This is a genomic window from Streptomyces angustmyceticus (assembly GCF_040701845.1).
Lineage (GTDB): Bacteria > Actinomycetota > Actinomycetes > Streptomycetales > Streptomycetaceae > Streptomyces > Streptomyces angustmyceticus_A.
This window is the reverse complement of the sequence record NZ_JBFBHQ010000017.1, coordinates 60,697-86,567: the sequence shown is the minus strand read 5'-3', so window position 1 is coordinate 86,567 and position 25,871 is coordinate 60,697. Positions and strand designations below refer to the sequence as shown.

At 72.9% G+C, this 25,871-nt stretch carries 24 protein-coding genes; 16 read left to right on the top strand and 8 right to left on the bottom strand.

Translation table 11 applies throughout. From position 1 onward, the window contains the following. Positions 1–57 precede the first annotated feature (57 nt). The 5 genes from aroH to der all read left to right on the top strand — a co-directional run bounded on the left by aroH (position 58) and on the right by der (position 4,552). On the top strand, positions 58–420 hold the full coding sequence (gene aroH, locus AB0411_RS27345; protein ID WP_366419935.1) for a chorismate mutase: 363 nt from the start codon (positions 58–60) through the stop codon (positions 418–420). Then, on the top strand, positions 417–1,502 hold the full coding sequence (locus AB0411_RS27340; RefSeq protein WP_366419934.1) for a prephenate dehydrogenase: 1,086 nt from the start codon (positions 417–419) through the stop codon (positions 1,500–1,502). The genes aroH and AB0411_RS27340 overlap by 4 nt, the downstream gene beginning before the upstream one ends. 87 nt (positions 1,503–1,589) lie before the next feature. Continuing rightward, on the top strand, positions 1,590–2,324 hold the full coding sequence (cmk, locus tag AB0411_RS27335) for a (d)CMP kinase (protein WP_366419933.1): 735 nt from the start codon (positions 1,590–1,592) through the stop codon (positions 2,322–2,324). Then, positions 2,321–3,022: a lysophospholipid acyltransferase family protein gene (locus AB0411_RS27330; protein ID WP_366419932.1), complete on the top strand. Its 702-nt coding sequence runs from the start codon at positions 2,321–2,323 to the stop codon at positions 3,020–3,022. The genes cmk and AB0411_RS27330 overlap by 4 nt, the downstream gene beginning before the upstream one ends. A gap of 69 nt (positions 3,023–3,091) precedes the next feature. Beyond that, positions 3,092–4,552: a ribosome biogenesis GTPase Der gene (gene der, locus AB0411_RS27325; protein WP_366419931.1), complete on the top strand. Its 1,461-nt coding sequence runs from the start codon at positions 3,092–3,094 to the stop codon at positions 4,550–4,552. Positions 4,553–4,578: 26 nt separating this feature from the next. Here the strand turns inward: der and AB0411_RS27320 are convergent, their stop codons facing one another. After that, positions 4,579–4,923: a hypothetical protein gene (locus AB0411_RS27320; RefSeq protein WP_366419930.1), complete on the bottom strand. Its 345-nt coding sequence runs from the start codon at positions 4,921–4,923 to the stop codon at positions 4,579–4,581. 118 nt (positions 4,924–5,041) lie between these two features. Continuing rightward, complete coding sequence (locus AB0411_RS27315) at positions 5,042–5,842, bottom strand: hypothetical protein (RefSeq protein ID WP_366419929.1); 801 nt, start codon at positions 5,840–5,842, stop codon at positions 5,042–5,044. A gap of 284 nt (positions 5,843–6,126) precedes the next feature. On the opposite strand from AB0411_RS27315, the gene AB0411_RS27310 reads away from it, so the two are divergent. The 4 genes from AB0411_RS27310 (at position 6,127) to AB0411_RS27295 (ending at position 10,374) form a co-directional block, all read left to right on the top strand. After that, entirely contained in the window at positions 6,127–6,735 is a 609-nt protein-coding gene (locus tag AB0411_RS27310) for a transglycosylase family protein (protein WP_366419928.1), read from the top strand. 298 nt (positions 6,736–7,033) lie between these two features. Then, positions 7,034–8,293, top strand: coding sequence for a glycosyltransferase family 4 protein (locus tag AB0411_RS27305; RefSeq protein ID WP_366419927.1), 1,260 nt, complete (start codon positions 7,034–7,036; stop codon positions 8,291–8,293). Next, a complete protein-coding gene (locus tag AB0411_RS27300; protein ID WP_366419926.1) occupies positions 8,290–9,264 on the top strand; it encodes a hypothetical protein in 975 nt (324 codons plus the stop codon). The genes AB0411_RS27305 and AB0411_RS27300 overlap by 4 nt, the downstream gene beginning before the upstream one ends. 72 nt (positions 9,265–9,336) lie before the next feature. Beyond that, positions 9,337–10,374 carry a helix-turn-helix transcriptional regulator gene (locus AB0411_RS27295; protein ID WP_366419925.1) on the top strand — a complete coding sequence of 346 codons (1,038 nt, stop codon included), beginning with the start codon at positions 9,337–9,339 and terminating at the stop codon, positions 10,372–10,374. Here the strand turns inward: AB0411_RS27295 and ctaD are convergent. Next, entirely contained in the window at positions 10,262–11,944 is a 1,683-nt protein-coding gene (ctaD, locus tag AB0411_RS27290; protein WP_366419924.1) for an aa3-type cytochrome oxidase subunit I, read from the bottom strand. The genes AB0411_RS27295 and ctaD overlap by 113 nt on opposite strands. 522 nt (positions 11,945–12,466) lie before the next feature. Here ctaD and AB0411_RS27285 point away from each other — a divergent pair. Further along, complete coding sequence (locus tag AB0411_RS27285) at positions 12,467–12,679, top strand: I78 family peptidase inhibitor (protein WP_366419923.1); 213 nt, start codon at positions 12,467–12,469, stop codon at positions 12,677–12,679. 102 nt (positions 12,680–12,781) lie between these two features. Here the strand turns inward: AB0411_RS27285 and AB0411_RS27280 are convergent, their stop codons facing one another. Together AB0411_RS27280 and AB0411_RS27275 are read right to left on the bottom strand one after the other, a co-directional pair. Further along, positions 12,782–13,816 carry a phosphatase PAP2 family protein gene (locus AB0411_RS27280; RefSeq protein WP_366419922.1) on the bottom strand — a complete coding sequence of 345 codons (1,035 nt, stop codon included), beginning with the start codon at positions 13,814–13,816 and terminating at the stop codon, positions 12,782–12,784. 282 nt (positions 13,817–14,098) lie between these two features. Next, positions 14,099–15,292 (bottom strand): glycosyltransferase family 39 protein, encoded by a 1,194-nt coding sequence (locus AB0411_RS27275; RefSeq protein WP_366419921.1) that lies wholly within the window; start codon positions 15,290–15,292, stop codon positions 14,099–14,101. 211 nt (positions 15,293–15,503) lie between these two features. Here AB0411_RS27275 and AB0411_RS27270 point away from each other — a divergent pair, with 211 nt between their 5' ends. Next, positions 15,504–17,153 carry an MFS transporter gene (locus tag AB0411_RS27270; protein WP_366419920.1) on the top strand — a complete coding sequence of 550 codons (1,650 nt, stop codon included), beginning with the start codon at positions 15,504–15,506 and terminating at the stop codon, positions 17,151–17,153. 141 nt (positions 17,154–17,294) lie between these two features. Then, entirely contained in the window at positions 17,295–18,500 is a 1,206-nt protein-coding gene (locus AB0411_RS27265) for an acyl-CoA dehydrogenase family protein (RefSeq protein WP_366419919.1), read from the top strand. A 106-nt stretch (positions 18,501–18,606) separates the two neighbouring features. Here AB0411_RS27265 and AB0411_RS27260 read toward each other — a convergent pair whose 3' ends face one another. The 3 genes from AB0411_RS27260 to AB0411_RS27250 form a co-directional block, all read right to left on the bottom strand. Next, the gene (locus AB0411_RS27260; RefSeq protein ID WP_366419918.1) at positions 18,607–19,056 is read right to left on the bottom strand and encodes a cell division protein SepF; all 450 of its coding nucleotides are present in this window, start codon (positions 19,054–19,056) and stop codon (positions 18,607–18,609) included. A gap of 294 nt (positions 19,057–19,350) precedes the next feature. Continuing rightward, positions 19,351–20,304 (bottom strand): ABC transporter substrate-binding protein, encoded by a 954-nt coding sequence (locus AB0411_RS27255; protein ID WP_366419917.1) that lies wholly within the window; start codon positions 20,302–20,304, stop codon positions 19,351–19,353. Further along, positions 20,301–20,807, bottom strand: a complete 507-nt coding sequence (locus AB0411_RS27250; protein ID WP_366419916.1) for a GNAT family N-acetyltransferase — start codon at positions 20,805–20,807, stop codon at positions 20,301–20,303. Before AB0411_RS27250 ends, AB0411_RS27255 begins: the two co-directional genes overlap by 4 nt. A gap of 590 nt (positions 20,808–21,397) precedes the next feature. Between AB0411_RS27250 and AB0411_RS27245 the strand changes: the two genes are divergently transcribed. From AB0411_RS27245 to AB0411_RS27230, 4 genes are read left to right on the top strand one after another with little or no spacing between them, the layout of a single operon-like run. Beyond that, positions 21,398–22,264: an amino acid ABC transporter permease gene (locus AB0411_RS27245; RefSeq protein ID WP_366419915.1), complete on the top strand. Its 867-nt coding sequence runs from the start codon at positions 21,398–21,400 to the stop codon at positions 22,262–22,264. Next, positions 22,261–24,177 (top strand): FAD/NAD(P)-binding protein, encoded by a 1,917-nt coding sequence (locus AB0411_RS27240; RefSeq protein WP_366419914.1) that lies wholly within the window; start codon positions 22,261–22,263, stop codon positions 24,175–24,177. The genes AB0411_RS27245 and AB0411_RS27240 overlap by 4 nt, the downstream gene beginning before the upstream one ends. Further along, entirely contained in the window at positions 24,161–25,060 is a 900-nt protein-coding gene (locus AB0411_RS27235) for an amino acid ABC transporter permease (RefSeq protein ID WP_366419913.1), read from the top strand. The genes AB0411_RS27240 and AB0411_RS27235 overlap by 17 nt, the downstream gene beginning before the upstream one ends. Then, positions 25,057–25,869: an amino acid ABC transporter ATP-binding protein gene (locus tag AB0411_RS27230; RefSeq protein ID WP_366419912.1), complete on the top strand. Its 813-nt coding sequence runs from the start codon at positions 25,057–25,059 to the stop codon at positions 25,867–25,869. The genes AB0411_RS27235 and AB0411_RS27230 overlap by 4 nt, the downstream gene beginning before the upstream one ends. The last annotated feature ends 2 nt before the right edge of the window (positions 25,870–25,871 follow it).

Genomic DNA, 25,871 nt, shown 5'->3' with positions numbered 1-25,871 from the left:
TCAGTGCGCGCACAGGTGCGTGACGTGACGCGGCACAGGACGCAGGGGAGCAGTGACGTGGCGGTACGAGCGGTCCGCGGGGCCGTCCAGCTGGAGCGGGACGACGCGGAGCACATGCAGGAGCAGGTCGGCGAGCTGCTCACCGCCCTCCTCGAACGCAACGGCCTCCGTGCGGACGACCTGATCAGCGTGTGGTTCACCGCCACCCCCGATCTCCACAGCGACTTCCCGGCCGCCGCCGCGCGCGCCCTGGGCATCACCGACGTCCCGCTGATCTGCGCCCAGGAGCTGGAGATCACCGGCGCCATGGAGCGCGTGGTGCGGGTGCTCGCCCATGTCGAGACCGATCTGTCCAAGGCCGGGATCGCCCACGTCTACCTCGGCGCGGCCGGGGCGCTGCGAAAGGACATCGCGCAGTGAGGACCGCACTCGTCATCGGAACGGGCCTGATCGGCACCTCCGCCGCGCTCGCGCTGCAGGGGCGGGGCGTCCAGGTCTACCTGGAGGACCACGACCAGGCCCAGGCCCGGACGGCCGCCGCGCTGGGCGCCGGCACCGCCGAGCCGCCCCCGGAGAAGGTCGACCTGGCCATCGTGGCCGTGCCGCCGGCCCATGTCGCGGCGGCGCTGGCCGGTGCCATCCGGCGCGGGACGGCCCGCGCCTACATCGACGTCGCCAGCGTCAAGGGCGGCCCGCGCCGCGAGCTGGAGGCCATGGGCTGCACGCTGACCGGCTACCTCGGCACCCACCCGATGGCCGGCAAGGAGCGCTCCGGCCCGCTGGCCGCCACCGCCGACCTCTTCGAGGGCCGGCCCTGGGTGCTCACCCCGACCCGCGACGGCGACACCGAGGTGCTCAACCTCGCCCTGGAGCTGGTCGCCCTGTGCCGGGCCGTCCCGGTGGTGATGGACGCGGACGCGCACGACCGCGCCGTCGCCCTGGTCTCGCACACCCCGCAGCTGGTCTCCAGCCTCGTGGCGGCCCGGCTCAAGGGCGCCGACGAGACCGCCGTGCGCCTTTGCGGCCAGGGCATCCGGGATGTGACCCGGATCGCGGCCTCCGACCCGGCGATGTGGATCGACATCCTCGCCGCCAATCCGGGTCCGGTCGCCGATGTGCTGGGCGAGATCGCCGCCGACCTGGACGAGACCGTCCGCTCGCTGCGCGCCCTGGAGTCCGCCGACGACGCGAAGCGCGGCAGCGGTGCCGGCGGCATCGAGGACGTGCTCCGCCGCGGCAACGCCGGGCGCGAGCGGGTGCCCGGCAAGCACGGCGCCGCCCCGGCCGTCTACGAGATCGTCGCCGTCCACATCGGCGACCAGCCCGGCGAGCTGGCCCGGATCTTCGCCGACGCCGGCCGGGCCGGGGTCAATATCGAGGACGTCCGCATCGAGCACGCCACCGGCCAGCAGGCGGGCTTCATCCAGCTCATGGTGGAGCCGCAGGCCGTGCCGGGGCTGATCGCCGAGCTGCGGGAGCGGGGCTGGTCCATCCGGCAGTGACACCGTGGACGGCGCCGTGCGGGTGAGCCAGTAACCTTGTCCGAGGCCCTTATGGCCCTTGGACCCCCGCCCCGTGTAACAAGAAAGGTGTTCGTCACCGTGGAAACCGCCGCCCGGACCGCCCCGGCAGCAGTGATTGTCGCCATCGACGGCCCCGCAGGCACGGGCAAGTCCAGCACGTCCAAGGCCGTGGCCGCCAAGCTGGGCCTCGGCTACCTCGACACCGGCGCCCAGTACCGCGCGATCACGTGGTGGATGCTGTCGAACGGCATCGACGTCAACGACGCGACCGCGGTGGCCGACGCCTCCGCCAAGCCCGTGATCGTCTCCGGCACCGACCCGGCCGCCCCGACCATCACGGTCGACGGCCTGGACGCCGCGGGCCCGATCCGCACCCAGGAGGTCACCTCCGCGGTCAGCGCGGTCAGCGCCGTTCCCGAGGTCCGGACCCTGATCACCGATCTGCAGCGCAGCATCGCCGCCGAAGCGCCCAACGGCATCGTCGTCGAGGGCCGGGACATCGGCATCACCGTCCTGCCCGACGCCGACCTCAAGGTCTTCCTGACCGCCTCCCCTGAGGCGCGGGCGGCCCGCCGCAGCGGCGAGCTCAAGGGCAAGGAGGCCAGTGACCTGGCCGCCACCCGCGAGGCGCTGATCAAGCGGGACGCCGCCGACTCCGGCCGCAAGACCTCCCCGCTGGCCAAGGCGGACGACGCCGTCGAGGTCGACACCACCGAGCTCACGCTGGAGCAGGTCATCGAGTGCGTGGTCACCCTCATCGAGGGCGCCGGCGCCGAGAAGGCAGGGCGGGTCGCCCGGTGACCGACAGCGGCGGGGCCCCGAGCGAGGCGGGCGCCGCGGTCGGCCGGCGGATCGGCATCGGCCTGATGTACGGGCTGTGGCGCCCGCGGGTGCTGGGCGCCTGGCGGGTGCCGTCGGCCGGGCCGGTGATCCTCGCCGTCAACCACTCGCACGGCATCGACGGCCCGATGCTGATGGGCACCGCGCCGCGGCCGGTGCACTTCCTGATCAAGAAGGAAGCCTTCGTCGGCCCGCTGGACCCGTTCCTGCGGGGCATCGGGCAGCTGAAGGTGGACCGCGACACCACCGACCGCAAGGCGATCACCGACGCCCTCGGGGTGCTGGCCCGGGGCGGCGTGCTGGGGATCTTCCCGGAAGGCACCCGCGGCGAGGGCGACTTCGCCTCCCTGCGGGCGGGTCTGGCGTACTTCGCGGTGCGCTCCGGCGCCCCGGTGGTGCCGGTGGCGGTGCTCGGCGGCAAGGACCGGCAAAGCCGGCTGTCGTCGGCCGTGCCGCCGCTGCGGTCCCGCGTCGACGTCGTCTTCGGCGACGCCTTCGAGGCCCAGGAAGGGGCGCGAAGCTCGGCCGAGGGCGGTGGTGGGCGACGGGCGGGCGGAAGCGGACGGCGCACCCGTAAGGCGCTCGACGAGGCGACCGTACGGATCCAGGAGCGGCTGACCGCCCACCTGGCAGAGGCCAGGCGCCTGACCGGGCGCTGAACCACACTTGAGTAGTGGGCCGCGGACGAGCGGCCCACCGATCACGATGATGAACGAGGAACGGACTTCATGAACGACCAGATCCCTACCGGCGACGAGCACGGTGCGCTTGGCGACGCCGAGTACGCGGAGTTCATGGAGCTCGCCGCCGAGGAGGGCTTCGATCTCGAGGAGGTCGGGGGCGACATCGCCGCGGCCGGCCACGGCCCGCTGCCCGTCCTCGCCGTCATCGGCCGCCCCAATGTCGGCAAGTCGACCCTGGTGAACCGCATCATCGGCCGCCGGGAAGCGGTCGTCGAGGACCGGCCGGGCGTCACCCGCGACCGCGTCACCTACGAGGCCGACTGGAACGGCCGCCGCTTCAAGGTCGTCGACACCGGCGGCTGGGAGCAGGACGTCCTCGGCATCGACGCATCCGTGGCGATGCAGGCCGAGTTCGCCATCGAGGCCGCCGACGCGGTGGTCTTCGTCGTCGACGCCAAGGTCGGCGCCACCGACACCGACGAGGCCGTCGTCAAGCTGCTGCGCCGGGCCGGCAAGCCCGTCGTCCTGGTCGCCAACAAGGTCGACGGCCCGTCGGGCGAGGCCGACGCCGCCATGCTGTGGTCCCTGGGCCTGGGCGAGCCCTACCCGGTCTCCGCGCTGCACGGCCGGGGCACCGGCGACATGCTCGACGCCGCGCTGGAGGCGCTGCCCGAGGCCCCCGCGCAGACCTTCGGCACCGCCCTCGGCGGCCCCCGCCGCATCGCGCTGATCGGCCGCCCGAACGTCGGCAAGTCGTCGCTGCTGAACAAGGTCGCCGGCGAGGAGCGGGTGGTCGTCAACGAGATCGCCGGCACCACCCGCGACCCGGTCGACGAGATGATCGAACTGGGCGGCAAGACCTGGAAGTTCGTGGACACCGCCGGCATCCGCCGCCGGGTGCACCTCCAGGAGGGCGCCGACTACTACGCCTCGCTGCGCACCGCTGCGGCCGTCGAGAAGGCCGAGGTCGCGGTCGTCCTGATCGACGCGTCCGAGTCCATCAGCGTCCAGGACCAGCGCATCGTGACGATGGCCGTGGAGGCCGGCCGCGCCCTGGTCATCGCCTACAACAAGTGGGACACCCTCGACGAGGAGCGTCGCTTCTACCTGGAGCGGGAGATCGAGCGGGACCTCGTGCAGATCCCCTGGGCGATGCGGGTGAACGTCTCCGCGCGCACCGGCCGCCACATGGAGAAGCTGGTCCCGGCGATCGAGACCGCCCTGGCCGGCTGGGAGACCCGGGTCCCCACCGGGCGGCTGAACGCCTTCCTCGGTGAGATCGTCGCCTCCCACCCGCACCCGATCCGCGGCGGCAAGCAGCCCCGCATCCTCTTCGGCACCCAGGCGGGCACCAAGCCGCCGCGCTTCGTCCTGTTCGCCTCCGGCTTCCTGGAGGCCGGCTACCGCCGCTTCGTCGAGCGTCGGCTGCGCGAGGAGTTCGGCTTCGACGGGACGCCGATCCACATCTCGGTGCGGGTGCGCGAGAAGCGCAGCAGGAAGAAGTAGCGGCGGCCCCGGGCCGCGCGGGCGGATCAGCGTCCGTGCGGCCGGGCGTCCCGCTGCCCCGGCGGCAGCGCCGCCGGGGCATGGCCCCGCGGGTGGTACGACGGGCGGCTCACGACCTCCCAGTGGCCCGCCGGCCCCGCCGTACGGCTCCAACTCCCGTTGCCCCGCAGCGACTCCGGGAGCTCCGGCTCGTCCGTACGGTCCCCGGGCAGGGCCCGGAAGGCGCGGCGGTACTCGGCGTACAGCGCGTCATAGATCGGCGTGGCCGCACCATGGTCCGTGGGGTGCGCCGTCCGGTGTTCGTAGGACGGGCGCATGCCGGGGATCGGGGGGCTGTACGGGGCGCGGGCGGAGGGGTCGTATGCGTGCACGTATGTGCCAACGACCCCGATGGCCGCGGGATGCGGCTTTCGTGCGGAAATGGCTGATCGCGAGGGCATGACCGTCCGGATCGGCGGTCCTGCCCCCGCGATCGGGTGCCGGGGGCCGTCAGGTGCCGGCCAGCGGCATCTCCGCGGCGACCAGGGTGCCCTTGGCCGCGGCGTTCTCCAGCGCCTCCCGCATCAGGTCCTCGCGGGGCTGGTGGCCGATGGAGCCCGCGGGCGCCGCGTACATCAGCACCGACTGCGCCTTGTTGGCGGCGGCGCGCCAGCCGTCGGAGACGGCCAGCGGCTGGTGGGCCTGCCACCAGGCGGCCTGCTGGCCGGCGTTGCCCGGCTGCAGGACGGCGTGCAGCTTGCCCATGGCCAGCAGCGCGGACCAGCCCGGGTTCGGGGCCGGGAGCTGGTTCACGTCCGTCACCGGCTGGAAGCCCTGCTCCAGGAGCAGCGGGAGGAAGTCGTCGTCCGGCCCGACCGAGCCGGGGCGGGCGATCGGGCCGTCCGGCTCGACCACCAGGGCCGGGCGCAGGTCGTTCTCGACCAGCACCAGGCCGCAGGTGATCCCGAGGGTCGCCTGGCGCGGGGCGGTGGGGAGCGGGACGGCCGGGGCGGGGTTCTGGGGGGCGGCGGCGTCCTCTCCGGTGATGGAGCGCACGGCTCCCTGGAGCTGCTCCTCCGACACCGGGACGACCTGCGAGGGGATGCAGGTGGCATGGGCGAACGCGAGCACCGCGGTCTCCTCGCCCACGAACAGGACGGTGCTGGTGCGCTCCTGCTCGCTGTCTCCGGGGGTCCGGCAGGAGGTGCAGTCGTAGCTGCCGGGGGCGTCGCCACCGGCCAGCAGGCGGTCGGCTTCTTCGTCGCCGATCTCGGCGCGAACGTCGTCGCTGACGTCGAGCATGCGCGGCACGGGTGGCTCCTAGATCTCTGTGCGTCTGCCGGGTGGTCTCCCGGCTCGTACAAGGACAACGGGTGACCTGCGGCAGGAGTCACGCGAGGGCGGGAACGGAATCGAACCAATCCCCGCACAGCGGAAATCCATGGAAAGCCGCCCCGGAAGCGGTCACATAACGCCAACTCTTGCGCAGAACCTGCTGCAGTCGGCGGTGTTCCGTACACCGGACCGGGTGGGTGCGGGGGCCCGAGGGCGTGGCGCGCTGGTCAGCGCCCGGCGGCTGCTTACCGTCACCGGCTATGTCGGACAACTCTTCGGCGCCTCGGCGCTTCGTGGGATCCGTCGGGCTGCTCACCGCGGCCGCCGCTGCCCTGGTGCTGTGCCTGCCCGGCGACGCCGTCGCCGACGGGGCGGGTGGCGACGGCTCCGGCGGCAAGAGCACGCACGCCTGTGCCGCGGACCAGTGGCCCTGGGGCTGCCTCGCCGAGTGCGAGAGCAGCGGGGACTGGCACGTCAACACCGGCAACACCTTCTACGGCGGGCTGCAGTTCTGGCAGCCCACCTGGGAGGCCTTCGGCGGCCTGGACTTCGCCGAGCGGGCCGACCTCGCCAGCCGCGGCGAGCAGATCAAGATCGCAAAGAGGGTGCAGGCCGCCCAGGGGTGGGGCGCCTGGCCCGAGTGCGCCCAGCGCTACGGGCTGATCCCGCCCGCCCGGACCCATGTCGTACGGCGCGGGGAGACGCTCGGCGAGATCGCCGAGAAGTACCACGTGAAGGGCGGCTGGCGGGCGCTGTACAGCGCCAACCGCTCGACCATCGGGCCGGACCCCCGCAAGCTGCCGGTCGGCATCAAGCTGCGGCTCCCGCAGAAGCCGAAGGCGCACTCCCGGCCGGAGCGCGACGACTGAGGGGCGGACGGCGGGAGTCCGGCCGGGCCGGGACGGCCGGACTCCCGTGCCCCGGCCCGGCCCGGCCCGGCGCAAGGCCTGGTCACGGGGTGCAGGCGGAGGGGATTCGGGCCCCGCGGGTTCCGCGGCCCGGCTACCGATGACCTAACTTTTGCGGAACAACTTGGCGAAAGGCCCAACCAGGAACCCTGATTCGCGGTCCTACCGGTCGGCAAGGGGCCGCGTCGCGCCAACGGGAGGGGGGTGCGACGCGGCCCACGGGAGACCACGACCGGAAGACCAGGGGACACGGGGACGGATGCACATCTCATTCCTGATACACAATGCCTACGGCATCGGGGGGACGATCAGGACGACGTTCAACCTCGCGCGAACGCTCGCCGAGCAGCACGACGTCGAGATCGTGTCGGTACTGCGCCACCGCGACGACCCGGTCTTCGACCTCGGTCCGCGGGTCGCACTGCGGCATCTCGTGGACCTCAGGGAGAACAGCCCCGGCTACGAGGGCGCGGACCCCGCGCACGCCCGCCCCGCCAGGATATTTCCCGCCGCCGAGAACCGGTTCGGCCAGTACAGCGAGCTCACCGACCGCCGGATAGCCCAGCACCTGCGCCGGCTGGAGACGGACGTGGTGGTCGGCACCCGGCCCGGACTCAATGTGCACATCGCCAAGCAGGCGCGGCGCGGCCCGGTCCGGATAGGCCAGGAGCACCTCACCCTCGACACCCACAGCCGGGCGCTCAAACTGGCGCTGCGCAGCGCCTATCCGCGCCTCGACGCGGTCACCACCGTCACCGAGGCCGATGCCCGCACCTACCGCAGGACGCTGCGGCTGCCCGGAGTGCGCGTCGAGGCGGTGCCCAACAGCGTGCCGGCACCCGCCCTCGCGCCCGCCGACGGCAGTGGCAAGTGGGTCGTCGCGGCCGGCCGGCTCGCCCGCGTCAAGCGCTATGACGTCCTCATCCGTGCCTTCGCCCACGTCGCCGCCGAACGGCCCGACTGGCGGCTGCGGATCTACGGCGGCGGCGCGGAGAAGGCCGCGCTGCGCGCCCTGATCGACGAACTCGGCCTGTACAACCACGTCTTCCTGATGGGCCCGGCCAACCCCCTGGAGCCCGAGTGGGCCAAGGGCTCGATCGCGGCGGTCTCCTCCAGCCTGGAGTCCTTCGGGATGACGATCGTCGAGGCCATGCGCTGCGGGCTGCCGGTGGTCGCCACCAACTGCCCGCACGGCCCCGGCGAGATCATCGACGACGGGGTGGACGGCCGGCTGGTGCCGGTCGGCAACCCGGAGGCACTGGCCGGCTCGCTGCTCGAACTGATCAACGACGACGCCGCCCGCAAGCGGATGGGCGCGGCCGCGCTGGCCTCGTCGGCCCGCTTCGACCCGGCCGCGGTCGCCGGGCGCTATGAGGAGCTCTTCGGCGAACTGCTCGCCCGCGGGCGGGGCAACCGGCTGCGCGGCAACCTGCATCGCGCCCGGGGGGCCCTGCTCAGCGGCGCGTACGCCACCAAGGACGCGGCCCGCGCCGCACTGAGAGGGGTGCGGACGGTATGACCGCGCCGAGCCAACTGACGGTCACCGGAGACGAGATGAAGGAGTCCTCTGCCATCGATCAGGAACCCAGGGTTCCGGCGAGCGCGGGAACCAACCGCCCCGAGCGGCCGGCGGAACCGGCCGAGGGGGCGCCGGTGGAGCTGAGGGCCGACTGCATCGCGGACTCCGCGGGCGGCCTCACCTTCGACCTGAACGCCCCTCAGGAGACCCCGGCCGCCTGGAGCGCGGCGCTGGTGCTGCGGCTGCGCGGCGGCGACGGCGCGGACGACGAGGTACGGCTGCCGCTCGGGCCGAACGGCGCCGGGTGCCTGCGCGCCGTGCTGCCCAGCACCGTCCCCCTCGCCGAGGGCCGCTGGAACGCCTACGCCGACCTCGGCGACGGCCAGGACCCGCGGCGCCTGCTGCCGGGCCTCAACGACCTGCGGTCGCTGGTGGACCGCCGGCCGCTGGCGGGCATCGGCCGGCTCGGCGTGCGCATCCCGTACGCGACCAAGTTCGGCAACCTCGCGCTGCGCAGCTGGCGGCGCGGTCCGCACGCCGAGGCCGGCGACATCCTCGTCGCGCCCGACGGCATGACGGTCTCCGGCCGGCTCTACGGCGCCGCGCCGGGCGCCGGTGCCCGCGCCGAGGCCCGTGTGCGCCGCGACCCGGCCTCCTGCGGCGCCGCGCCGGCCACCGTCACCGTCCCGCTGACCGTCGAGGGCACGGAGTTCACCTTCACGCTGCCCTACGAGGAGCTGGCCGCCCGCTGGGAGCACGGCAGCGAGCCCTGGGACCTGTGGCTGCGCCCCGCCGAGGGCGCCCGGCCGGTGCGCCTCGCCCGCCTCCTGGACGATGTCGCCGACAAGAAGCAGGTCTTCAGCTACCCGGCGCTGCCGGTGCGGGCCGGCGCGGAGGAGCTCCGGGTCGGTCCGTACTACACGCTCGACAACGACCTGGCCGTACGGGTCGCGGGGCCTGCCGAGAGCTGACGGGACCCCGCCTGCGGTCCTCGTGACGCATCGAGGACCGCAGCTGTCCGCAAGGGCTGCGAGACTCGGGCCATGTTGGAGACCTCGGCACGTCTGCTGCGTCTGCTCTCGCTGCTGCAGGCCCACCGCGAGTGGTCCGGCGCGGAGCTCGCCGGCCGGCTCGACGTCACCCCGCGCACGGTGCGCCGGGACATCGACCGGCTGCGCGAGCTGGGCTATCCGGTCCACTCCGCGCCGGGCACGGCCGGCGGCTACCGGCTCGGCGCCGGCGCCGAACTCCCGCCGCTGCTGCTGGACGACGAGGAGGCGGTGGCGGTCGCGGTCGGGCTGCGCACCGCGGCGGCGGGCGGGGTCGAGGGCATCGAGGAGTCCTCGGTGCGCGCGCTGGCGAAGCTGGAACAGGTGCTGCCGCACCGGCTGCGGCGCCAGGTCGGTGCGCTGAACGCCTTCACCGTCCCGCTGCTCGGCAGCGGCGGCCCCCGGGTGGACCCGAACGTCCTCACCGAGCTCGCGCACGCCTGCCGGGACTGCCACCGGCTCCGCTTCGACTACACCGCCCACGACGGCACGGTCTCCCGCCGCATCGTGGAACCGCACCGCCTGGTCTGCGCCCGGCGCCACTGGTACCTCGTCGCCTGGGACACCGACCGCGCGGACTGGCGCACCTACCGGGCCGACCGCCTCACCCCCACCCCGCCGCACGGGCCGCGCTTCACGCCCCGCCCGCCCCCGGCCCCGGACCTCGCCGAGTACGTCGCCCGGGGCATCTCCACCCGGGTCTACGCCCGGCAGGCCACCGTGCTGCTGCACGCCCCGCTGGAGCGCGCCGCGGAGCGCATCGGCCCGGCCGCCGGGACCCTCGAAGCCGTCGACGAGCGGACCTGCCTGCTGCGGACGGGGGCGCACAGCCTGGAGGTGATGGTGCTCCACATCGTGCTGACGGGCTTCGACTTCGAGGTCCGCGAACCGCCGGAGCTGCTCGGCCGCATCCGGGAGATCAGGGACCGGCTGTCCCGGGCACTGGCGGCGCCACCACCGGCTGCTTCCCCACCTCCGGATGGTGCAGATCGAACGCGGGGGACTCGGAACGGATCCTCGGAAGGGTGGTGAAGTTGTGCCGGGGCGGCGGTGAGGAGGTCGCCCACTCCAGGGAGCGGCCGAAACCCCAGGGGTCGTCGCCGGTGATTCTGACGCCGTGCCGGGTGGTCTTCCAGACGTTGTAGAGGAACGGCAGCGTGGACAGGCCGAGCAGGAAGGAGCCGACGGTGGAGAGGGTGTTCAGGGCCGTGAAGCCGTCGGCGGCCAGATAGTCGGCGTAGCGCCGCGGCATGCCTTCCACGCCCAGCCAGTGCTGTACGAGGAAGGTGGTGTGGAAGCCGACGAACAGTGTCCAGAAGTGGATCTTTCCCAGCCGCTCGTCGAGCATCTTGCCGGTGAATTTCGGCCACCAGAAGTAGAAGCCCGCGTACGTGGCGAAGACGACCGTCCCGAAGACGACGTAGTGGAAGTGCCCGACGACGAAGTAGGAGTCGGTGACATGGAAGTCCAGCGGCGGTGAGGCGAGGATGACGCCGGTCAGCCCGCCGAACAGAAAGCTCACCAGGAACCCGATCGACCACAGCATCGGCGTCTCGAAGGACACCGAGCCGTGCCACATGGTGCCGATCCAGTTGAAGAACTTCACCCCGGTCGGCGCCGCGATCAGGAACGACATGATGGAGAAGAACGGCAGCAGCACCGCCCCCGTCACGAACATGTGGTGCGCCCAGACCATCACCGACAGGGCCGTGATGGCCATCGTCGCGCCGATCAGCATCACATAGCCGAAGATCGGCTTGCGGGAGAAGACCGGGATGATCTCCGTGATGATGCCGAAGAACGGCAGCGCGATGATGTAGACCTCGGGATGGCCGAAGAACCAGAACATGTGCTGCCACAGCAGCGCACCGCCCCACTGCGCCTCGAACACCACCGACCCGAACTGCCGGTCCGCCTCCAGCACCAGCAGCGCCGCCGCCAGGACGGGGAACGCCATCAGGACCAGGATCGAGGTGAAGAGGATGTTCCAGGTGAACACCGGCATCCGGAACATCGTCATCCCGGGCGCCCGGAGCACGAGGATCGTGGTGATGAAGTTGACGGCACCGAGGATGGTGCCGAAGCCGGCCAGCGCCAGCCCCATGATCCACATGTCGGCGCCGACGCCGGGGGAGCGGACCATCGAGTTCAGCGGGGCGTAGGCCGTCCACCCGAAGGCCGGGCCGCCGAAGGGGGTGAGGAAGCTGCCCAGCACGATCAGCCCGCCGAAGAGGAACAGCCAGTACGAGAACATGTTCAGCCGCGGGAAGGCCACATCCGGCGAGCCGATCTGCAACGGCATGATCTCGTTCGCGAAACCGGCGAAGGCGGGGGTGGCGAACAGCAGCAGCATGATCGTGCCGTGCATCGTCACCGCCTGGTTGAACTGCTCCGCGTCGATGATCTGCAGCCCGGGCCGGGCCAGTTCGGCGCGCATCACCAGCGCCAGCAGCCCGCCCACCAGGAAGAATCCGAACGCGGTGATCAGGTAGAGGTGCCCGATCTTCTTGTGGTCGGTGGTCGTCAGCCAGTCGACCAGCACCGCCCCGCGGCGCCGGGCCCCCGGAGGCCGGAGGGTGGCCCGGTCGGTGTCCGTAACCATCCGCTGCACCTCGTTCGTCGAAGGTGTACTGGGGCCCGGCACATGATGCTCGCGCGGGCGGCGCAGCGCGAGGTGGCGCTCCGGTCCGTTCCGGTGGGATCGGGCGGGCCCGGGGGAGGGGCGATGGGCGGGCCGACGGGCGGGCGGGAGCGGTCGCGGGACCGGCAAGCCGGGCGATGTGCGGAAAATGTGTGCGGAGTGTGGCGCGTTGGACAAATTCCCGGCGGCCGATAAAGAGCGTCGGGTAAAGGGAATCCGGCGTTTACGGGGGATTGTTTTCGGACGGCCCGTCGCGATGTGCCGGGCGGCCGCTCCCGTTTCGCATTCGATCAAGGTGGAATTCCGGCTGTGCAAAATTCCACCCGGATGCGCGATCGCCCGGCGCGTAAGGGTGACGAAAGTTCCGGCAAACGCCCCGGTGTCGGCTGTGACACAAGTGTGACCAATGGGGGACCGGGCGGTCACCGGGGTGTGCGAGGGCCGGCCTTCCGCGGGCCGCCGCGGACGCCTACGGTGGCTGTCATGGACGTACCGAACCTTCCCGACAACCCCCAGGACGACATCGACGCGTATGTCGGCCTCGCCCAGCAGGACGCCGAGGAGCAGGCCAGGGGGCGTGGCTGGACGACCGTCCGCGCACTGCCCCCGGGCGCGATCATCACCATGGAGTACCTGGCCGGCCGGCTCAATTTCGAAGTCGAGGACGGCACGGTGCACCGCACCTGGCAGGGCTGAGCGCCGCACCGACGACGAAGGCCCCGTCCGCTCCCCAGGGAGCGGACGGGGCCTTCGCTGCGGGGTGGGGTGTGCGTACCGGCCCCGCTGCCCGCGGTGGGCTCAGCCGCTCGCGTTGCGGCCGCGCCCGGACGTCGGACTCAGCGGAGTGGTGCGCGGCATCCGGTCCGCGTGCGGCGGACGCCGGCTGCCGGCCGGAGCGGCCGGGGCGCGCTCCGAGCGGATGGTGTACGGGCGCGCCGGGTGGTGCGGCCAGCCGTCCGGGGTGTGGGCGGCGGACCGGCCGCCGGTGCCCGCGGAGATCGGCTCGCGGACGAGCACCTCGCCGTCGGGGGCGATGCGCTGCCGGGAGACGCCGGGGGCCAGCGAGCCGACCGGCAGCGGGCCGCGCAGCGAGTCGGGGCGCAGCCGCAGCCAGAGGCGCAGCAGGATGCCCATGAGGCGGTCCTCGAACCAGGTGATCCCGGGCTCCAGCCACGGCATCGCCAGCAGCACCAGCAGCCCTGCCGCCCAGCCGAGCAGCACGTCGCTGACCCAGTGGGTGCCGAGGTAGACGGTGGTCATGCCGACGCCGAGCGCGCCCAGCGCGGCGATCACCGACAGCGTCCGGCGGCGCAGCGAGGTGGTCGCCAGGTAGGCCAGCACACCCCAGGTCACCACGGCGTTCGCGGTGTGGCCCGAGGGGAATATGTCGCCGCCGAGGCCCATCTCGTTGGCGCCGACCACGGTCGCGTAGTGCGGGCCGAGCCGGCCCATGCCGAGCTTGGCGGCGCCCACGGTGATGTTCAGCAGCAGCAGCGAGGCGCCGAGCACCAGCAGCGGGTGGAGGTTGCGCTGGCGCCAGCAGCGCCAGCCCAGCCAGGCCGCCACCGCCACCGCGGTCGGTCCGCGCTGCCCCAGTACAACGAAGTAGTCGAGGAAGGCATGGATCTCGGGCCATTGCTTGTACGGCCTGAAGAACATGACTTGCCAGTCGAACGTGACCAGCCATGAAGTGACGAGCACCCCGGCCACGATCGCGAGATACACCGCCAGCGTGCCCCAGAACAGCCACAGGCGGGTCCGGGTCATGCGCGGCGGTCGGGCGCGATCGGTCGGGCGCTCCTCCATCTGGTCGAGCTTGTCATCGGTACGCACTCAATCGACGTTACCGCGTGTGATGTAGGTGCTTGGTCAAACTGTGCGCTTTGTAATGACGATGTGATGTGGAATGTGTCTCAATCGGGGCTTCGTCACAAGGATTTGGAAGGGAATTCCCGGCGATTCTCAAACGCCTCCCCGGATCCGCGTGTCGTCACCCTGAGCGCCTTATCTGCTTTTCTCCGGCAGAGTTTATCCGGCCGTCGCCCGGGGGTCGCGCGACGTTTCCCGGGGTGGATCACGGAGAGGGGTTGATCCGTCACGGTGGGTGTCCGGATGTCACGGCGGGCCCGACCCGTTCAGCCAGAACGCCCCGTACGCCGCCGAGCCCGCCGCCACCAGGCCGACGACCAGCCAGGACCGCACCGGGCGCCACCGCGCGAGCGCCGCGGCCAGCGGCAGCAGCAGCGGATACGCCGGCAGCATCAGCCGCGGCTTGGACCCGAAGTAGCCCTTGGCGGTCAGCGCGAGCAGCAGCACGGCCCCGCAGTAGACCGCCAGCGGCAGCGGCTGGCCCTGCCGCAGGCCGCGCAGGTACAGCCAGACCACCAGCCCGACGCCGAGGAGCAGCCCGAGCCCGGCCGCGAACACGGGCCCCGACAACTGCCGCCAGACGAAGGCGCCGAAGGCGAGCCCCCCGTCGAAGCCGTTGCCCCAGCCGCCCTGGACGTCCAGGTAGCCGGTGAACGACCCCTCCCGCGCGCCCACCCACAGGAAGAAGCCGCACCAGCCGAGCGGGGCGAGCAGCACACCGGGCAGCAGGCCCGGCCGGGCGCGCAGCGCCGCGCGCACCCGTACGCCGCCGGCCCGCTGCCGCCACAGCGTCACCGCCGCGGTGATCCACACGGCCGCGACCACCGCCGCCCCCACCGGCCGGGTCAGCCCGGCCAGCGAGGCCAGGACCCCCGCCCACATCCAGCGCCCGGTCAGCACGGCGTACAGGCTCCAGGCGGCGAGCGCGGTGAACAGCGACTCCGAGTACGCCATCGACTGCACGATCCCGACCGGCACCGCGGCCCACAGTGCCGCAAGGGCGACCCCGGCCCGGTGTCCGTGCAGCCGCCCGCCGGTCGCGTACAGCGCCCAGGCCGCGGCCAGTGAGGCCAGCCATGACACCACCATCCCGGCGTCGGCGGCCGACAGCGGCGAGAGGGCGGACAGGCCGCGCTCCAGCCAGGGCAGCAGCGGGAAGAAGGCCAGGTTGGAGTGCACCTCGCCGGTGGGCAGCTGCACGGTGTAGCCGTAGCCCTGCTCGGCGACCCGGGTGTACCAGAGCGCGTCCCAGCGGGCGGTCAGCAGCCTGTGCCAGTCCTTGCCGTCGGCCGTGGACCAGACCGCGAGGACGACGAGCCCCAGCAGCCGGACCGCCGCAAAGGCCGCGAGTGCGGGCGCGGCCCGGCGCAGCGCGGCGCGTACGGCGGGGACGTCGCACGGCGGGCGGCCGGGAACGGCGGCGGAGGCAAGATCGTTCATCCCGAGGATTATCCAGGGTGGCCGAGGAGCGATTGCCGACCGCGGGAGGGCAACGCAATGTGCTGCGATGCGCGTCTCATCGTGAGGTGAGCCACGCGGCACCCACCGGGACTCGCGTAGTCTGACGTCCCTACTCGCTTGTGCCGCCGGTTCCCCCGGGGCGTTGTCGCGCCCTGATCCGTGGCCGCGAGAGCATGACTGGAGGTGCTGCATGTCCGGGACGACCGCGTCCGGCAGTGGACGGACGGCTGGTGTTCCCCGGCTCACCGGCGGCGGCGCGAACCGCTGGACCGTGCTGATCGTGCTGTGCGTCAGCCTGCTCTTCGTCGCGCTGGACACCACGATCCTGTACGTCGCCGTGCCCTCCGTCACCGAGGACCTGCGGCCGGGGCCGGTGGAACTCCTCTGGATCGTCGACGTCTACCCGCTGATCGCGGCCTCGTTGCTGATCCTCTTCGGCACCCTCGGCGACCGCGTCGGCCGCCGCCGCATCCTCCTTCTCGGCTACGGCCTCTTCGGTCTCGCCTCGGCCGCCGCCGCGCTCGCGCCCAACCCGCAGATCCTGATGGTGGCCCGCGCCCTGCTCGGCGTCGGCGGCGCCATGATCATGCCTGCCACCCTGTCGATCCTGCGTCAGGTCTTCCCCGACCGGCGCGAGCGCGCGGTCGCCATCGGCGTGTGGAGCGCGGTGGCCGCGGTCGGCGCCGCGGTCGGCCCGGTCCTCGGCGGGTTCCTCGTCGAGAACTTCTGGTGGGGCTCGGTCTTCCTCATCAACATCCCGATGATGGCCGCGATGCTGCTGATAGGGCGGTGGCTGCTGCCGGAGTCGCGCGGTGAGCGCAACGGCCCCTGGGACGTGATCGGCGCGATCGTCGCGGCGCTCGGTGTGCTGGGCATCGTCCTGGGCGTCAAGCGGATCGGCAGCGGCACGGCCGTGCTGGGCACGACCACGCTCCTGCCCATCGTCCTCGGGGTGCTGCTGCTGGTCGTGTTCGTCCGCCGCCAGCGCCGGCGCAAGCACCCGCTGATCGATGTGCGGCTGTTCGCCAGGCCGGCGTTCGGGACCTCCGTCGGCTGCATCGTGCTGGCCATGCTCGCCCTGGTGGGCCTGCAGCTGATCGCCGTCCAGTACCTCCAACTCGTCCTCGGACTGAGCCCGCTGGAGACCGGCCTGCGGATGCTGCCGCTGGTCTTCGCCGCGATGGCCGCGGGGCTGACCGGCTCGAAGATGCTGCAGGCCCTCGGCCCGCGCGTCATGGTCTCCCTCGGCTTCGTGCTGACCGCGACCGCAGTGCTCTGCCTGACCGCGATGAGCAGCCAGGACCGTCCGTGGCTGCTGTCCCTCGGCTTCGTCCTGCTCGGGTTCGGCTTCCAGTCCACGCTGTTCGGGGCGTACGAGTCGATGCTCAGCGAGGCGCCCGCCGAGCAGTCGGGCGGCGCCGCCGCGATCGGGGAGACCTCCTACCAGCTCGGCGCGGGGATCGGTGTCGCCCTGCTCGGCAGCGTCATGAACGCCGCCTACGCCCCGGGCCTGTCCCATGTCGACGGTGTCCCCGGGCGCGCCTCGGCCTCGGCCGCGCACTCCCTGGGCGAGGCCTACAAGGTGGCCGCGGGGCTGAGCGAGGGTGCCAGGGCCGCGCTGCGCGAGGCCGCCCGCGAGTCCTTCGTCCGCGGGCTGCACGTCACCCTCGTCGCCAGCGCCGTGCTGCTGCTGATCGGTGCGGGCATCGCGCTGCGGCTGCCGCGCCGGGCGGCGGACTCCACGGAGCGGGCCGAGGCCGACGGGGAGCCTGCTCCGGGCGAGGGCCCGGCCGGCGCCGGCCGCGGTGGCGAGCCCGCCCCGGCAAGTTCCGGCCGCTGACCGGCGCGGGCGTCCCGCGCGGCCGCCCCGCCGTGCGGCGGTGACCCTTGCCGCGCGGCACGGCGGGCCGTACCGTCGGAAGCGAGATAACTACCGCTGCTAGTTTTTCGCGCGAGCGCCGAACCCGCCGGAGGCCCCGTCATGTCCGCACAGCCGTCCCGAGCTTCCTCCGCGGTCCCGCCGTTCGACCCCGGTGACCCCCTGGGCCTGGACGACCTGCTGACCGACGAGGACCGCGCCGTCCGCGACACCGTCCGCGGCTGGGCCGCCGACCGGGTGCTGCCACAGATCGCCGACTGGTACGAGCGCGGCGAACTGCCCGGCATCCGTGAACTCGCCCGCGAACTGGGCTCCCTCGGGGCCCTCGGGATGTCCCTGACCGGCTACGGCTGCGCGGGCGCCTCCGCCGTCCAGTACGGCCTGGCCTGTCTGGAGCTGGAGGCCGCCGACTCCGGCATCCGCTCGCTGGTCTCCGTCCAGGGCTCGCTCGCCATGTACGCGATCTGGCGCTTCGGTTCCGAGGAGCAGAAGCAACAGTGGCTGCCCCGGATGGCGGCCGGCGAGGTCATCGGCTGCTTCGGGCTGACCGAGCCCGACATCGGCTCCGACCCCGCGGCGATGCGCACCCACGCCAAGCGCGACGGCGGGGACTGGGTGCTCAACGGCCGCAAGATGTGGATCACCAATGGCTCGGTGGCCGGTGTCGCGGTGGTCTGGGCCCGGACCGACGACGGCATCCGCGGCTTCGTGGTCCCCACGGACACCCCGGGGTTCTCGGCCCCCGAGATCAAGCACAAGTGGTCCCTGCGGGCCTCGGTGACCAGCGAACTCGTCATGGACGACGTACGGCTGCCGGCCGACGCGGTGCTCCCGGAGGTCACCGGGCTGCGCGGCCCGCTCGGCTGCCTCAGCCACGCCCGCTACGGCATCGTCTGGGGCTCCATGGGGGCCGCCCGCGCCAGCTTCGAGGCGGCGCTGGACTACGCGAAGTCGCGGGAGCAGTTCGGCAAGCCCATCGGGGGCTTCCAGCTCACCCAGGCCAAGCTCGCCGACATGGCCGTCGAGCTGCACAAGGGGATCCTGCTGGCCCATCACCTGGGGCAGCGGATGGACGCGGGGCGGCTGCGCCCCGAGCAGATCAGCTTCGGCAAGCTGAACAACGTCCGGGAGGCGATCGAGATCTGCCGCACGGCCCGGACGATCCTCGGCGCCAACGGGATCTCGCTGGAGTACCCCGTCATGCGGCATGCGACCAACCTGGAATCGGTGCTGACCTACGAGGGCACCGTCGAGATGCACCAGCTGGTGCTCGGCAAGGCGCTCACCGGTCTCGACGCCTTCCGCTGAGCGGACCCGCCCGCTGACGCCGGCCGCTGTGCGGTCCGGGGGCCCGCCCCTTCGCGACTGCTGCCGCGGGCCCCCGGACCCCCGGCCGGACACACGCGGGTCGCGCTCAACTCTGGTTGAAGAAGCCGCCGTTGCGGTGGGCACGGGCCTCGCCGCTGACGACCTGGTAATCGGCGGGGGTCAGCAGGAAGACCCGGGTGGCGACCCGCTCGATCGAACCGCGCAGGCCGAAGGTCAGGCCGGCCGCGAAGTCCACCACGCGCTTGGCGTCGGAGGGCTCCATGGCCGTCAGGTTGACGATCACCGGGACGCCGTCCCGGAAGAGCTCGCCGATGCCGCGGGCGTCCCGGAAGCTCTCCGGGGTGACCGTGGCGATGCGGGTGCCCTGGTCCTGGGCGGCCTCGTCGGCCACCCGGACCCGGGGGTCGGTGACCCAGGGGCTCTCGCCCGAGTCGCCGGCATCGGGTCCCTCGGCGTAGTCGTCGTCGTAGTAGCGCTCGTCATCACTGTCGTCGACGAGGCCAAGCCAGGCGCTCGCCTTGCGCACCGATCCCATTGACGCCTCCTCTCACCCGCGGTGTCTGTGTGTGTACCCCTATCGTCGTCCATCAGGCCGACAGTGTGCCAAGTGGATAGCCGCCGCACGGGGGGTTCGTGACACATCTGGTGCAAAGAGGGTGGCGCGGCATCAGCTCATGCGCCCCGTAAGGAAACTGACAGTATGAAGAACGTGACGGTCGGTACCTGACCCTGTGCCGGTGGCAAAGCGGTCAGCGGCGGGCGGACCGGACCCGCGGGTCGGTTCAGGTGCGGGACCAGTGCGGATGCCCCGCGGGCCCCGGGAGCGGGCTCAGCGGATCTCCGGCGGGCTGATCCGGGACGTCTTCAGGGCCGAGGGCCCGGTGCCCCACTTCTTCAGGATCCGGTCGTAGGCGCCGTCCTCCTTCAGCCGGTTGACCGCGGCCCGTACGGCGGGCGCCAGCGGGGTGCCCTTCTTGAAGGCGAAGCCCACGTCCAGCCGCCGGAACTCGTTGAGGAACCGCAGGTCCGGCTGCTGCCGCACGGCGTAGCGCAGCCCGTTGACGGTGCTCATCACGACATCGGTGCGGCCCTGCTGGAGCGAGATCCACAAGGCGCCCTGCTCGGCATAGGTCCGCACGTCGTAGGGCTTCTTGCCCGCCGCCGTGCAGCGGTGCCGGTTCTCCTCCAGCGTCGCCTCGAAGGTGGTGCCGGCGCCGGTGGCGACCGTCAGCCCGCACAACTGCCGCAGCGAGCCGACCTTCTTCAGCGGGCTGTCCTTGCGGACCGCGAAGCCCTGGCCGTCGTTGATGTACGTCACGAAGTCGAGGGTCCTGCGGCGCTCGTCGGTGACGCCGAAGTTGCCGGTGCCCAGGTCGTATGTGCCGCTGCCGAGGGCCGGCAGGATCGCCTCGAAGCTCGCCACCTCGCGGTGGATCCGCAGGCCGAGGACCTTGCCGACCGCGTCCGCGATGTCGATGTCCTGGCCGGCGAGGGTCTTGCCGTCGGCCCGGTAGGCCGCGCCGGGCGGCGTGCCGACGGCGGTGGCCAGCGAGAGGCTGCCCCGGGCCCGGACATCCGCGGGCAGCAGTGCCGCCGCGGCCGGGTCCTTCCTGATGCCGGAGACCACGTCCGTGGTGGGGAGGCGGTCGCCGGCGGCGGCCGGGCCCGCGGCCCCGGCGGTGCCCGGCGGGGTGCCGGAGCCGCAGGCGGTGAGCGCCAGGACCGCGGCGGCCAGGAGCGCCGCGGTGCGCAGCGCGGTGGTGCGGGGCGTGGTGGGGGTCATGGGCGCGGGATCTCCAGATGCTTCTCGAACGGCAGCGGGCCGATCGACTCCGGGGCGGCGGACAGGTCGAACAGGGGCCGGTACCCCGCCGCGAGATAGAGGCCCCTGGCCTCCGGCTGGCGGGGGCCGGTGGTCAGGAAGACACGGGTGTAGCCGCGGCCGGCGGCGTCCCGCTCCAGGGCGTCGAGGACCTGCCGGGCCAGTCCGCGCCTGCGGTGCGCGGAGTGCGTCCAGATCCTCTTGAACTCCGCGGTGCGGGCGTCGTAGCGGCGGTACGCGCCCCCGGCCACCGGGCCGCCGTCCGCCAGCAGGAGCAGGAACGTGCCCCGGGGCGGGGCGAATTCGCCTGCCGGGTACTCCAGGCTCAGATCGACGGGCTTCTCGTAGCGGGTGCGGTATTCGTGGGTGAGTTCCGCCAGCAGGGGGCGGGCGAGCGGGTCGTCGACGGTGGTGTGCCGGATCGTCGCACGGGCCGCGGGCAGCGGTCCGGGCGCGGCGGTCACCGGGCCGCTCCGGCGGCGGGCCGCGGCACCGGGGCCGCGGCGGCGCACGGCCGGGGGCGGAAGTGCGGGGCGAGGAGGGGCCCGGGCGGCGGGGCCGGGGCCAGGTCGGTCGACGTCAGGACACCGAAGCGCATACTGAGCCCTTCTTCGAGCGTGCCGAAGGAACGACAGGACAGGTGGGGCGGACGGGAACTGCGGGTGGAGCGAGGGGAGGGGCGCGCCGGACGGCGGCGCGGGGTGTGAAGGCGCGCGGTTGACGGGAGAGAGGGAACCGCGAAACGGCCCGGCCTGACCGGCGACGGGCTTCGGGGCAGGGGGTCAGCTCAACAGGACGACGACCACACTCGACCGAAGTCGATGTGGTCGCGGGTGACCAGCCGCTGCCGGAGATGCATGCGACCAAGTGGAACAGGCATCCGTTTCCGCGTCAACCATGCAGTGATCAACGGCTCGCCGTCCGGACGCCCTTGACAGCGGGGCGTGTTCACCCCATAGCCTCAAGGCCGGTCGTGCTGAGGGGCACGGCCCGTTCTGCCTGTGTGAAGGCGCTCCACTTCCGAGTTCGCTCTCGGCATCCACGGAGCCTTCGCATGCCTTCCGACACCCTCGCCGCCCTTCCCGGGGCCGCCGCGGCCGCGCCCGGCGGCACACCTCCCGGGGTCCCCCGGATCGTGCCGCGCCGCCGCACCGGCCAGTGGGCCGCGGCCGCCGCCGTCCTCGCCCTGCTGGCGCCGGCCCTCGTCTCCGTCGTGCGCAACGACGCCTTCCAGTGGGACGTGGTCGCCGACTACTTCCTGACCACCGCCGTGCTGCGCGGCCTGGGGCTCACCCTCTGGCTGACCGTCGCCGTCCTGGTGCTGGGCTTCGCGCTGGGCACCCTGCTCGCGACGATGCGGCTGTCCGGCAACCCCGTGCTGCGCGGCGTCAGCTGGGGCTACGTCTGGCTCTTCAGGTCGATGCCGGTGCTGGTGCAGCTGCTGTTCTGGTTCAACATCGGGGCGCTGTACCCGACGGTCCTCGGCGTGCGGACCGTGAACCTGCTCGGCCCGGTCGCCATCGCCCTGATCGGCCTCACCCTGCACGAGGCCGCCCACGCCGCCGAGGTGGTCCGCGGCGGCATCCTCTCCGTCGACAAGGGGCAGCTGGAGGCCGCCCAGTCGCTGGGGCTCGGCGCCTGGCGGCGGCTGCGTCGGATCGTGCTGCCGCAGGCGATGCGCGCCATCGTGCCGCCGGCCGGGAACATGCTGATCGGCACCCTCAAGGGCACCTCCATCGTCAGCGTCATCGCCGTCCAGGACCTGCTCTACTCCGTGCAGTTGGTCTATCACCGCACCTACCAGGTCGTCCCGCTGCTGCTGGTCGCGACCCTCTGGTACATCGTCGTCACCTCGGTGCTCGGCGTGGGCCAGTACTACCTGGAGCGGCACTACGCCCGCGGTGCGGCGGGTGCCCGGTGAGGCCGGACGTGCGGGCGCCGGCGCGGCCGTCCGTCGTGATCGTGGGGGCCGGGCCGCGCGGCACCGGTCTGGTCGAGCGGATCGCCGCCAATGTCCCCGAACTCCTCGGTGACCGGCCCCTCGACCTGCATCTCGTCGATCCCCATCCGCCCGGCGGCGGCCGCATCTGGCGCGCCGGGCAGTCCTCCCTGCTGTGGATGAACTCCATGGCCGAGGACGTCACCATGTTCACCGACGAGAGCGTCGAACTCGACGGACCGGTGCGGCCCGGCCCCTCGCTCGCCGAGTGGGCCCGCGCGGTGCGCGACGGCGAGATCCCCGTCGCGCCCGGCCGGGCCGACGAGGTCGCGGCGCTCGGGCCCCGCGACTTCGCCGGCCGGCGGCTGCAGAGCGCCTACCTCGGCTGGGTCCACGAGCGGTCGGTGGCCGCGCTGCCGCCGACCGTCGCCGTCCATGAGCACCGGCACCGGGCGGTACGGGTCTCGGGCGCGCGCGACGGCCGGCAGCAGGTGCATCTGGCGGGCCGCCCCGCGCCCCTCACCGCCGACCTCGTGGTCCTCGCCCTGGGCCATCTGGAAGCCGAACTCGCCCCGGAGCACCAGCAGTTGCGCGACTTCGCGGACCGGCACCACCTGACGTACCTGCCGCCGGCGTTCACCGCCGACAGCGACCTGAGCGCGCTGCGGCCCGGGGAGGCGGTGCTCGTCCGCGGCCTCGGGCTGGCCTTCGTCGACCTGATGGTGCTGCTGACCGAGGGCCGCGGCGGCACCTACACCACCGGCGCCGACGGCCAGTTGGCCTACCGGCCCTCCGGGCGCGAGCCCGTCCTGCACGTCGGGTCACGGCGCGGAGTGCCCTACCACTCCAAGATCGGCTATCCGCCGGACGGCGAACGGCCGCCCCTGCCCCGCTTCTTCGGGCCCGAGCAGGTCGACGCGCTGCTCGCCAGGGCCGACGGGGTCGACTTCCGGCGCGACATCCGGCCCCTGATCGACAAGGAACTGGGGTTCGCCCACTACCACCGGCTGTTCACCGCCCACCCCGGGCGCACGCGGATGGACTGGCCGGACTTCGAGGAGAAGTACGCCGCCGCCGTACCCGGCGGTGCCGCACTGGAGGCGCTGGTCTCCACCGCGGTCCCGGACCCCGCCGACCGCCTCGACCTGGACGCCCTGGACCGCCCGCTGGACGGCCTGCGCTACCCCGACGCCGAGGCGCTGCAGGAGGGGCTGCGCGGCTACCTCGAAGCCGACCTGGCCCGCCGTCACGACCCCGCGCACAGCCCCGACCTGGCGGTCTTCCTGGCGCTGCTGTCGGTCTACGGCCAGCTGGTGCGCATCGGCGACCACGGCCCCTGGTGGCACGGCTTCTTCAGCCATCTCGCCTCCGGCCCGCCGGGCCCGCGGCTGCGGCAGCTGCTCGCGCTCTCCCGGGCCGGGGTGGTCCGTTTCCTCGGCGCCGGCACCACCGTCACCGCCGACGCCGGGCGCGGGGTGTTCCGTGCGCGGAGCGCCAGTGTGCCGGGGGAGCGGGTCGAGGCCCGGGCGCTGGTGGAGGCGCGATTGCCGGAGGCGACCGTCGAGCACTCACGGGACGCCCTGCTGCGCACCCTGTTCGCCGACGGCGCGGCGGCCACCCCCACCGGGCTGCTGGCGGTGGCCGCCGCCGACGGCCGGATCCTCGACCGGGCCGGCCTCCCGCACCCGCGCCGCTTCGCCCTCGGCCCGCACACCGACGCCCGCTCCGGCGGCGCGTTCGCCCGGCCCCGTACCAACGCCCCCGCCTTCCGGCAGAACGACGCCACCGCACGGGCACTGCTCACCTTCCTGCGGGAGCGGGGCGCCCCGCCCGTGCCCGTCCCCGCTTCCCGTACCGCACCCACCCCCGAGGACTCCCATGCCGCTGACCACTGACCCGCCCGCCGCCCGCACCGCACCCGAGCGGGCCGGGCCCCCGGCCGACGACGACCCGGCGGCCCTGGTGGTCGTGCCCGTACGCCGCCCCTGGCGCTGGGCCGCGATCGCGGTGACGGCGGTGCTGATCGCCCAGTTCGGGCACGGCCTGCTCACCAACCCGGCCTGGGAATGGGGGGTGTTCGCCCGGTTCTTCACCGCGGGCACGGTGCTCACGGCGGTCGGGACGACCCTGCAGCTCACCGTCTACGGCACCGCCCTCGGCTTCGCGCTCGGCATCGTGCTGGCCTTCATGCGGCTGTCCGCGAGCCCCTTCCTGCGCGCGGTCGCCTTCGGCTACATCTGGGCCTTCCGCTCCATCCCGCTCATCGTCCAACTGCTGTTCTGGTTCAACCTCGCCTACCTCTACAAGCGCCTGGACTTCGGCATCCCCTTCGGCCCCGGCTTCTTCCACGTCGACACCATGGGCCTGGTCGGTGCGATGGGCGCGGCGGTGCTCGGGCTGGCGCTGCACCAGGCCGCGTACGCCGCCGAGATCGTCCGCGGCGGGGTGCTGGCCGTGGACGGCGGGCAGCTGGAGGCGGCCGCCGCGCTCGGCATCCCCCGGCTGCGGCAGCTGCGCCGCATCGTGCTGCCGCAGGCCGCGCGCTCGATCCTGCCGAACGCCGCCAACGAGGTCATCTCCCTCTTCAAGGGCACCTCGATCGTCTCCGTGATGGCGATCGGCGAGCTCTTCTACCAGGTCCAGGTCGTCTACGGACGCAACGGCGCCGTCGTGCCCCTGCTGATGGTCGCCACCGTCTGGTACATCCTGCTGACCACCGTGCTCTCCGTCCTCCAGCACTACGTCGAACGCCACTTCTCCAAGGGAGCCACCCGATGAGCACGCACGGCGCGATGGTCGACATCCGCTCGGTCCGCAAGAGCTTCGGCCCGCTGGAGGTCCTGCGCGGGGTGGACCTCCAGGTCCGCACCGGCGAGGTCACCGTCGTCCTGGGCCCGTCCGGCTCCGGGAAGTCCACCCTGCTGCGCACCATCAACCACCTGGAGAAGGTCGACAGCGGCTCGGTGAGCGTGAACGGCGCGCTGGTGGGCTACCGGCGCGAGGACCCGGCCGCGGCCCGGAGGTCCTTCCGCAGGGGCGAGCGGCCGGCCAGGCTCTACGAGCTGCGCGAACGCGAGATCCTCAAGCAGCGCACGGAGATCGGCTTCGTCTTCCAGAACTTCCACCTCTTCCCGCACCTGACCGTGCTGGAGAACATCACCGAGGCACCCGTCGCCGCGCTCCGCCGCCCGAAGAAGGAGGCCGCCGAGACCGCGCGGGCACTGCTCGCCCGGGTCGGGCTCGCCGACAAGGCGGACGCCTACCCCAGGACGCTCTCCGGCGGCCAGCAGCAGCGCGTCGCCATCGCCCGGGCGCTCGCCCTGGAGCCCAAGCTGCTGCTCTTCGACGAGCCGACCTCCGCGCTCGACCCGGAGCTGGTCGGCGAAGTCCTGGAGGTCATCAAGGACTTGGCGCACCAGGGGACCACGATGATCGTCGTCACCCATGAGATCGGCTTCGCCCGGGAGGTGGCCGACACCGTCGTCTTCATGGACGGCGGACGGATCGTCGAGCAGGGCCCGCCCGGCGAGGTCCTCGACCGTCCGCGCCATGAGCGCACCCGTTCCTTCCTCTCCAAGGTCCTGTGAAC

Bases quoted from the DNA above. Each gene is read 5' to 3' on its own strand.
- der (WP_366419931.1), top strand. From the start codon at position 3,092: ATGAACGACCAGATCCCTACCGGCGACGAGCACGGTGCGCTTGGCGAC.
- AB0411_RS27310 (WP_366419928.1), top strand. From the start codon at position 6,127: ATGTCGGACAACTCTTCGGCGCCTCGGCGCTTCGTGGGATCCGTCGGG.
- AB0411_RS27305 (WP_366419927.1), top strand. From the start codon at position 7,034: ATGCACATCTCATTCCTGATACACAATGCCTACGGCATCGGGGGGACG.
- AB0411_RS27300 (WP_366419926.1), top strand. From the start codon at position 8,290: ATGACCGCGCCGAGCCAACTGACGGTCACCGGAGACGAGATGAAGGAG.
- AB0411_RS27295 (WP_366419925.1), top strand. From the start codon at position 9,337: ATGTTGGAGACCTCGGCACGTCTGCTGCGTCTGCTCTCGCTGCTGCAG.
- ctaD (WP_366419924.1), bottom strand. From the start codon at position 11,944: ATGGTTACGGACACCGACCGGGCCACCCTCCGGCCTCCGGGGGCCCGG.
- AB0411_RS27285 (WP_366419923.1), top strand. From the start codon at position 12,467: ATGGACGTACCGAACCTTCCCGACAACCCCCAGGACGACATCGACGCG.
- AB0411_RS27275 (WP_366419921.1), bottom strand. From the start codon at position 15,292: ATGAACGATCTTGCCTCCGCCGCCGTTCCCGGCCGCCCGCCGTGCGAC.
- AB0411_RS27270 (WP_366419920.1), top strand. From the start codon at position 15,504: ATGTCCGGGACGACCGCGTCCGGCAGTGGACGGACGGCTGGTGTTCCC.
- AB0411_RS27265 (WP_366419919.1), top strand. From the start codon at position 17,295: ATGTCCGCACAGCCGTCCCGAGCTTCCTCCGCGGTCCCGCCGTTCGAC.
- AB0411_RS27260 (WP_366419918.1), bottom strand. From the start codon at position 19,056: ATGGGATCGGTGCGCAAGGCGAGCGCCTGGCTTGGCCTCGTCGACGAC.
- AB0411_RS27255 (WP_366419917.1), bottom strand. From the start codon at position 20,304: ATGACCCCCACCACGCCCCGCACCACCGCGCTGCGCACCGCGGCGCTC.
- AB0411_RS27245 (WP_366419915.1), top strand. From the start codon at position 21,398: ATGCCTTCCGACACCCTCGCCGCCCTTCCCGGGGCCGCCGCGGCCGCG.
- AB0411_RS27235 (WP_366419913.1), top strand. From the start codon at position 24,161: ATGCCGCTGACCACTGACCCGCCCGCCGCCCGCACCGCACCCGAGCGG.
- AB0411_RS27230 (WP_366419912.1), top strand. From the start codon at position 25,057: ATGAGCACGCACGGCGCGATGGTCGACATCCGCTCGGTCCGCAAGAGC.